This is a genomic window from Bradyrhizobium sp., assembly GCF_052389815.1.
GTDB lineage: Bacteria > Pseudomonadota > Alphaproteobacteria > Rhizobiales > Xanthobacteraceae > Bradyrhizobium.
The window spans coordinates 1-8,562 of record NZ_JBQTHN010000117.1 but is presented as its reverse complement, the minus strand read 5'-3'; the positions used below and the strand labels follow the sequence as shown (position 1 = coordinate 8,562).

Annotated in this window: 5 protein-coding genes, 2 pseudogenes and 2 riboswitches; of the genes and pseudogenes, 4 read left to right on the top strand and 3 right to left on the bottom strand. The window is 62.7% G+C overall.

The window, feature by feature from the left end; translation table 11 throughout:
• Positions 1–331 (top strand): annotated as a pseudogene (locus tag ACT4OC_RS20270) (alpha/beta fold hydrolase); the annotation flags it as partial.
• 3 nt (positions 332–334) lie between these two features.
• Here ACT4OC_RS20270 and ACT4OC_RS20265 read toward each other — a convergent pair.
• A complete protein-coding gene (locus ACT4OC_RS20265; protein WP_444840814.1) occupies positions 335–547 on the bottom strand; it encodes a hypothetical protein in 213 nt (70 codons plus the stop codon).
• Positions 548–593: 46 nt separating this feature from the next.
• Positions 594–2,933 (bottom strand): 5-methyltetrahydropteroyltriglutamate--homocysteine S-methyltransferase, encoded by a 2,340-nt coding sequence (gene metE, locus ACT4OC_RS20260; RefSeq protein WP_444840813.1) that lies wholly within the window; start codon positions 2,931–2,933, stop codon positions 594–596.
• Between the two features lie 113 nt (positions 2,934–3,046).
• Positions 3,047–3,247, bottom strand: a riboswitch (cobalamin riboswitch).
• Between the two features lie 132 nt (positions 3,248–3,379).
• A riboswitch (cobalamin riboswitch) is annotated at positions 3,380–3,598 on the top strand.
• Between the two features lie 111 nt (positions 3,599–3,709).
• Here metE and ACT4OC_RS20255 point away from each other — a divergent pair.
• Complete coding sequence (locus tag ACT4OC_RS20255) at positions 3,710–6,583, top strand: ribonucleoside-diphosphate reductase subunit alpha (protein WP_444840812.1); 2,874 nt, start codon at positions 3,710–3,712, stop codon at positions 6,581–6,583.
• A gap of 23 nt (positions 6,584–6,606) precedes the next feature.
• Positions 6,607–7,737 (top strand): ribonucleotide-diphosphate reductase subunit beta, encoded by a 1,131-nt coding sequence (locus tag ACT4OC_RS20250; RefSeq protein WP_444840811.1) that lies wholly within the window; start codon positions 6,607–6,609, stop codon positions 7,735–7,737.
• Between the two features lie 248 nt (positions 7,738–7,985).
• Here the strand turns inward: ACT4OC_RS20250 and ACT4OC_RS20245 are convergent, their stop codons facing one another.
• On the bottom strand, positions 7,986–8,204 hold the full coding sequence (locus ACT4OC_RS20245) for a DUF3606 domain-containing protein (protein WP_444840810.1): 219 nt from the start codon (positions 8,202–8,204) through the stop codon (positions 7,986–7,988).
• Between the two features lie 93 nt (positions 8,205–8,297).
• Between ACT4OC_RS20245 and ACT4OC_RS20240 the strand changes: the two are divergent.
• Positions 8,298–8,562 (top strand): annotated as a pseudogene (locus ACT4OC_RS20240) (alpha/beta fold hydrolase); the annotation flags it as partial.

Below are 8,562 nucleotides of genomic sequence, written 5' to 3'. Positions count from 1 at the left end.
CATGGACCTGCCGAAGGACGCCTTCCTGCAATGGGTCGGCTGGGTGATGAAGGAGCGCTATCTGTTCGGCGACTCCACGCTCGATACCCGCGAGAACTTCCACAACTACAAGGGCCCGCTGCGCGCGATCTGCTTCACCGACGATCCCTGGGCGACGCGCACCGCGGTCGAGCTGCTCTGCTCCGGCTTCACCGCCACCAAGCCCGACATCGTCAGCATTTCGCCGAACGACATCGGCGCGAGGAAGATCGGCCACATGGGCTTCTTCCGCGCCGAGCACCGCGACACGCTGTGGCGCGGCGCGGCGGAATGGCTGCAGGAGGAGCAGTAGGCCTCAGCCATTCCGTTGACATGCCATTCCAGGCCCACCGAAATGTCGTTCGAGAACTTGCTCGGGCGTCTCGCCGACCTCGATGGTCCGGGCATCGCCCCCGACGAAGGCGAGCACGGTGCGGTTGCCGTCGCGCCACATGCTGCCGACGAGGCCGATGTTGATGTGAACGGCCTGCCCCGTCTCAAAGCGCGTGCATTCGATCCAGAAGCGCATGGCTCTCCTTGCGTGTACGATCAGAGAGACGGGACAGGCGCCGGCATTACGCCAGCGCCCGGAGGTCACGGGCGGCGGAGACCATATTGGCGAGCGCTGGCTTCACCTCTTCCCACTTGCGGGTTTTCAGACCGCAATCCGGATTGATCCAGAGCTGGGCATCGGACAGGCGCTGCCGCGCCAGCTTGAGCAATTCCGTCATCTCGCCGACCTCGGGGATCCGCGGCGAATGGATGTCGTAGACGCCGGGGCCGATCTCGTTCGGATATCGATAATTCCTGAACGCGTCGAGCAGCTCCATCTTCGAGCGCGACGTCTCGATCGAGATCACGTCGGCATCCATGGCGCCGATCGCGTCGATGATGTCGTTGAACTCGGAGTAGCACATATGGGTGTGGATCTGCGTCTCGTCGCGTACGCCCGAGGAGCAGATGCGGAAACTGTCGACGGCCCAGTCGAGATAGATCTTCCACTCGGTTTTGCGCAGCGGCAGTCCCTCGCGGAGCGCCGCCTCGTCAATCTGGATCATTCCGGCGCCGGCCGCCTCGAGATCGGCTACCTCATCGCGGATCGCCAGCGCAATCTGCCGGCTGGCTTCGCTGCGGGGAATGTCGTCACGAACGAACGACCAGTTGAGGATGGTGACCGGCCCGGTCAGCATCGCCTTCATGGGTTTCTCCGTAAGCGACTGCGCGTATTGCCACCACTCGACCGTCATCGGCACCGGCCGCGAGACATCGCCGAACAGGATCGGCGGGCGCACATAGCGCGAGCCATAGGACTGAACCCAGGCATTCTCCGTGAAGGCGAAGCCTGAAAGCTGCTCGCCAAAGTATTGCACCATGTCGTTGCGCTCGAACTCGCCATGCACGAGCACGTCGAGGCCGACGGTTTCCTGCCAGCGCACCGCACGCTTGGTCTGGTTTTGCAGAAAGGTCTTGTAGCCGAGATCGCTCAGCTCGCCCTTGGCGTGCGCCGCACGGGCCTTGCGGATTTCCGTCGTCTGCGGGAACGAGCCGATAGTCGTGGTCGGGAATGACGGCAGCTTGAATCTTCGGTGTTGCGTAACGGCACGCTCCCCGAATGGGCTGGCACGGCGGCGCATCGCGTCGTCGATACCGCCAAGGCGCTGCGTGACCTTCGGATCGTGAATGCGAGGTGACGTCTTGCGGGCCAATGCCGCGGCATCGGACGCCTCGATCGCTTGTTCCGCACACTCGCGGCCACGCCCGGTCGCTGCCGCAAGCACCGCCAGTTCCTCGATCTTCTGGATCGAGAATGCAAGCCAGCTCTTCACCTCCGGATCGATGTTGCTTTCGAGGCCAAGATCGATCGGCACATGCAACAGTGAGCAGGAGGGCGCGATCTGCACACGCTCTTTGCCGATGCTGGCGATGACGGGCTCGATCCGATCGAGAACCTTCGTCAAGTCGGTACGCCAGATGTTGCGGCCGTCGATCACGCCGAGCGAGATCACGCAGTCGTCCGCGATCCTTGCGACCTCGTCGAGTTGCTCCGGCGCGCGCACGAGATCGAGATGCAGGCCGGCAACGGGAAGGGCAAAGGCGATATCGCGGTTGCCGCCAAGCGCACCAAAATAGCTTGCCAGCATGATCCTGATCTGCGGGACTTCCCTGGCGAACGCCGCATAAGCCTGCTGCAAGGCCTTCTGCGCAGTCTCATCGAGATCGAGCACCATACACGGCTCATCGACCTGCACCCAATCGGCGCCGCTCTTTGCCAGCTCGCGCAAAACCTCGACATAGACGGGCAGCAGCCGGTCGAGCAGCGAAAGCGGATCAAAGCCGGTGTCCTTGCTCTTGGCGAGCTTCAGGAAGGTGACGGGGCCGACCAGCACGGGGCGCGTGTGGTAGCCGAGCGCACCGGCCTCTTCATACTCCTCGATCGGCTTGCGCGAGGCGAGCGTGAAGCGTTGATCCTTTTTCAGCTCCGGCACCATGTAGTGATAGTTGGTGTCGAACCATTTGGTCATTTCCAGCGCCGGCACGCCAGAGCTGTGATGAGCATGGTCGCAGGCCTCATCGTGCGCATCGCCGTCGGCGCCGCGTGCCATTGCAAAATAGGTTGCAAGCGGCACCGCGCCACCCTTCCAGCCATAGGCGTCCGGGATCGCACCGACCATCACGGCAGTGTCGAGCAGCTGGTCGTAGAAGGAAAAGTCGTTGGAAGGAATAACGGTGACGCCGAGCTGCTTCTGCCGCGCCCAGTTAGCGGCGCGCAGCCCTATGCCGGTTTCGATCATCGCTTGCTCGTTCGAGGCTCCGGACCAAAAACTCTCAAGCGCGAGCTTGAGTTCACGGCGTGGACCGATCCGCGGCGTGCCGAGAGTGGCGACGGCAAGTGAAGCGTTCGTAGAGGAGGACATTTGGCTTACCCCAATGAGTTGGGGGCAAAGGCCGAAGTGACACGTCTGGATTCCGGCAACGCGGTGGCCACGTGCGGGAATCGCAACCGCACCACCGGGACACCCCGCCCGAGGACGTGTATGTTGTCGAGGCAGGTCTCCTGGCTCGCGGGTCACAGCTCTGTCCGGCCTTCCCGAAGCCCTTGCGGGCTTCAGTGACTTTGTTGGACAGCGGCTCGCCGCTTACAGTTGCGGGGGCAGCTCCGGCATTGCACCGGCTTCCCTCTTAGCTCCGGAAATACTTTCCCCGGAGAACCACGACGCACTCACTTATCGGCAAGGTGGCGTAGCCGTCAACTCGGCTCAGTGCCGCGATCTGCGCGAGAAGATTTTCACAGCCTTTGCACAGCCTGACCGAAATTTTGGATACGGCGTCGCCGGGGCATTGACAGCCTGCGACAAATAACACCAGATGTAGGCGTCACGGTCCGCCATGCCCCAAGGCTTGGTGGCTAAGAGGGAAGCCGGTGAATCGCGCGAGTTTCGCGCAAGAATCCGGCGCTGCCCCCGCAACTGTAAGCAGTGAGTTGCTTCCGATCCAAGTCACTGACGCGGCATCGCGTTGGGAAGACAGGGAGCAACGGCGACCTGCGAGCCAGGAGACCTGCCGGGACACCGAAAACACGTCCACGGGCGGGGTGTCCCGGCGGTCGCTCGCAGACCTATGCCGGCGTGCCGCGCCGGCTACTGACGCAGCGCCCTCTTCGACATCCAGCCCCAACATCACGGGGTCCAAGATGTCGCTCTCTGTCGAACGCGAAGCCAAGCCAGCACCGCTCATCCAACTGCGCGCCGTGTCGCTCGCAGCAGCAGAAGCCCAACCGCCGATGCAAGTGATCCGGCGCAACGGCACGGTCTCGCGGTTCGACGCCAGCAAGATCTCGGTGGCGATGACCAAGGCGTTCCTCGCCGTCGAGGGGCATACGGCAGCCGCCTCGCGCCGCGTGCATGAGATCGTCGAGCAACTGGCGGCCGACGTCGTCAGCGCGCTGTCGCGCCGCGCCAGCGAGGGCCGCACCTTCCACATCGAGGACGTGCAGGACCAGGTCGAGCTGGCGCTGATGCGCAGCGAGCACCACAAGGTGGCGCGCGCCTATGTGCTGTATCGCGAGGAGCGAACCCGCAAGCGCGCTGAAGAGACTGCGGCAAAATCCACCGTGCCGGGCGAGCCCGTCATCCATGTGACGCTGCCGAACGGTGTACGCACGCGGCTCGACGGCGCGCGGCTGGCGTTGATCATCGGCGAAGCCTGCGCCGGACTCGACGGCGTCGACGCCGCGCCGGTCATCGCCGAAACGCACCGCAACATCTATGACGGCATCAGCCAGGACGAGCTGGCGCTTGCCTCTGTGATGGCCGCGCGCACGCTGGTGGAACAGGAGCCGAGCTACGCCTATGTCAGCGCACGGCTGCTCTTGGACAAGCTGCGCACCGAGGTGCTCTCCTATATAGAGGGGGCGCCCACGGCCGCCTCCCAAGCCGACATGGCCGTGCGCTATGCCGAATACTTTCCGGCCTATATCAAGAGCGGCATCGTGTCCGAACTGCTTGATCCCGAACTTGGCCGCTTCGACCTGAAGCAGCTTGCCGCGGCGCTGAAGCCCGAGCGCGACCTGTCGTTCCAGTTCCTCGGGCTGCAGACGCTGTACGATCGCTATTTCCTCCACGCCAGCGGCAACCGAATCGAGTTGCCGCAAGCCTTCTTCATGCGCGTCGCCATGGGGCTCGCAATGCGCGAGATCGACCGCGAGAGCCGTGCGATCGAGTTCTATGACCTATTGTCCTCATTCGATTTCATGGCCTCGACGCCCACCCTGTTCAATTCGGGCACGCTGCGGCCGCAGCTTTCGTCGTGCTTCCTGACCACGGTCGCTGACGATCTCGACGGCATCTTCAAGTCGATCAAGGACAATGCGCTGCTCGCCAAATATTCCGGCGGCCTCGGCAACGACTGGACCCGCGTGCGCGGACTCGGGGCGCACATCAAGGGCACCAATGGCCAAAGCCAGGGCGTGGTGCCCTTCCTGAAGGTCGCCAATGACACTGCGATCGCGGTCAACCAGGGCGGCAAGCGCAAGGGCGCGGTCTGCGCGTATCTCGAGACCTGGCACATCGACATCGAGGAGTTCCTCGACCTGCGCAAGAACACCGGCGACGACCGCCGCCGCACCCACGACATGAACACGGCGAATTGGGTGCCAGATCTGTTCATGCAGCGCGTGGTAGCCGACGGCGAATGGACGCTGTTCTCCCCAGACGAGACACCCGATCTCCACGACCTCTACGGCAAGGCCTTTGCCGAGCGCTATGCCTTCCATGAAGCCAGGGCGGCGCGCGGCGAAATCCGTGTCTTCAAACAGGTCCGCGCGGTCGATCTCTGGCGCAAGATGCTGACCATGCTGTTCGAGACCGGGCATCCCTGGATCACCTTCAAGGATCCCTGCAATCTCCGCTCGCCGCAGCGCCATGCTGGCGTGATCCATTCCTCGAACCTCTGCACCGAGATCACCCTCAACACCTCGGACGAGGAGAGCGCGGTCTGCAATCTCGGCTCGATCAACCTGGCAAATCATATCCGGGATGGAGGACTGAACGAGGCGCGGCTGAAGAAGACGGTGACGACGGCGATGCGCATGCTCGACAACGTCATCGACATCAATTTCTACACCATTCCCGAAGCGCGACGTTCGAACCTGCGACACCGTCCGGTCGGCCTTGGCCTGATGGGTTTCCAGGACGCCCTGCATCTGCTGCGGCTGCCTGTGGCTTCCGAAGCTGCGGTGGCATTTGCCGATACCAGCATGGAAGCGATCTCCTATTACGCCATCTCGGCGTCGGTCGATCTCGCTGCCGAACGCGGCCGCTATCCCTCTTTCGAGGGCTCGCTGTGGAACCAGGGCATCCTGCCGATCGATTCCATCGAACTTTTGGCAGAGGCACGCGGCAGCGCCGAGATGGATCGCACGTCGTCGCGGGACTGGGGCGACTTACGCGAGCGCGTCCGCTCCGTCGGCATGCGCAATTCCAACGTGATGGCGATCGCACCGACGGCGACCATCTCCAACATCTGCGGCGTCGCGCAATCGATCGAGCCGGCCTACCAGAACCTCTATGTGAAGTCGAACATGTCCGGCGATTTCACCGTCGTGAACGAACACCTGGTTCGCGATCTGAAGGCGCGCGGGCTGTGGGACGAGGTCATGGTCAACGACCTCAAATATTTCGACGGCAGCGTCGGCGCCATCGATCGCATCCCTGACGACCTCAAGGCGCTCTATGCGACCGCCTTTGAAATCGACAGCGCCTGGCTGGTGGAAGCGGCCGCGCGCCGGCAGAAATGGATCGACCAGGCGCAATCGCTCAATCTCTACATCGCCAATCCCTCCGGCAAGAAGCTGGACGCGCTCTATCGCCTCGCCTGGTCGCGCGGATTGAAGACGACTTACTACCTGCGCTCGCGCAGCGCGACCCACGTCGAGAAGTCGACCCTGAAGGGAACCGACGGCAAGCTCAATGCCGTCTCCTCGGTCGCGCTGATGTCACCGGCGCCCGACCTGTCCGGCGCCGTCGCCTGCTCGATCGACAATCCCGGCTGCGAAGCGTGCCAGTAAGGGCCGAGGCAAGGAATATCAACATGCTCGATTGGTCCGAACCTTCTGCACCCGCGCGTCAATTGCCCGTGTCGCTGGCCATTGCGCCTCTGCCCTTGTCTGAAACAACCAGCCTCGGCACGATCGATCGCAGCGGCGGCCGCGTCTCCGTCGACGAAAAGCGCATGATCAATTGCCGCGCCGACGTCAATCAACTGCTACCCCTGAAGTACAAATGGGCGTGGGAGAAATATCTCGCCGGCTGCAACAATCACTGGATGCCGACCGAGGTCTCCATGCAGGCGGATATCGCGCTGTGGAAGTCGCGCGACGGCCTGACCGAAGACGAGCGCCGCGCCATCAAGCGCAATCTCGGCTTCTTCGCCGCCTCCGAGAGCCTCGTTGCAAACAACATCGTGCTGGCGATCTACCGTCACCTCACCAACCCCGAATGCCGGCAATATCTGCTGCGTCAGGCGTTCGAGGAAGCCGTCCACACCCACACCTTCCAGTACATCGTCGAAAGCCTCGGCCTCGACGAGGGCGAGCTGTTCAACATGTACCGCGAGGTGCCCTCGATCACCGACAAGGCGGCCTGGGCGCTCAAGCACACCCAGCATCTCGACGATCCCGACTTCAAGACCGGCACGCCGGAAGCGGATCAGGCTTTTCTGCGCGACCTCGTCGCCTTCTACCTTATCTTCGAGGGCATGTGGTTCTACACCGGCTTCGCGCAGATCCTGTCGCTCGGCCGCCGCAACAAGATGGTCGGCATTGCCGAGCAATACCAGTACATCCTGCGCGATGAATCGATACACCTGAATTTCGGCATCGACGTCATCAACCAGATCAAGATCGAGAACCCGCATCTGTGGACCAGATCCTTTCAGGACGAGGTGCGCGGCATGGTCCGCGAGGCGGCGGAACTGGAGGCGGCGTATGGTCGGGACACCATGCCCCGCGGCTTCCTCGGGCTGAACGCGGCGCTATGCGAAACCTACATGCACTTCATCGCCAACCGCCGCTGCGCGCAGCTTGGCCTGCCACCGGTATTCGCGGAAACGGAGAATCCATTCCCGTGGATGTCGGAAGCGATGGACCTGAAGAAGGAGAAGAACTTCTTCGAGACGCGGGTGATCGAATACCAGAACGGCGGCGCGCTGAACTGGGAGTGAGCGGACGCTGATCGGCTGTGACAAGCGCAGGGACTATTTCCGAAACCAGACCCTCTTCTAACTGTCGTCTCTACTTGTCGTTCGGTAAAGTCGGCGACGTTGGTGTTGCTGCCGGCCATATGGGCGTGGGCATCTTCCCTTCTGCCGATTTCCTTACGCTCTCACCCAGATGGATGGTTAGGAACAACAGGCCTCCTGCCATCAGGGCCAGACCGAGCCAAGCCCTAAATCCGATTGCCCAGCGTGACCTACTCCTTCGCAGCCATGACCGGATGGTCATTTTCCGCTGCTCCAGCCAATCTGAGTTGCTTCCGGACGGTGGCGGCCGAATTGCCCACCTTGTCAACTGCGGCCTGCAGCTCTTCCCGCGCTACGTTGAGCGCATGAGTCCAATGTTTGACTTCGTGCGCCTGGTGCATATCGCTCTTCGAGCGATCAGGCCGCTCTCGCTTGGTCAAGCTGTCCATGCGCTCCTCCTGAAGGCACAACACGCCCAGCAGTTCCGGGTTCCTTTCCTTCAGATAGCGAGATGGAGGCGCCGCACCTGCAATGGGTCGGCTTGGGTGATGAAGGAGCGCTATCTGTTCGGCGACTCCACGCTCGATACCCGCGAGAACTTCCACAACTACAAGAGCCCGTTGCGCGCGGTCTGCTTCACCGACGATCCCTGGGCGACCCGCACCGCGGTCGAGCTGCTCTGCTCCGGCTTCACCGCCACCAAGCCCGACATCGTCAGCATCTCGCCGAACGACATCGGCGTGAAGAAGATCGGCCACATGGGTTTCTTCCGCGTCGAGCACCGCGACACGCTGTGGCGCGGGGCGG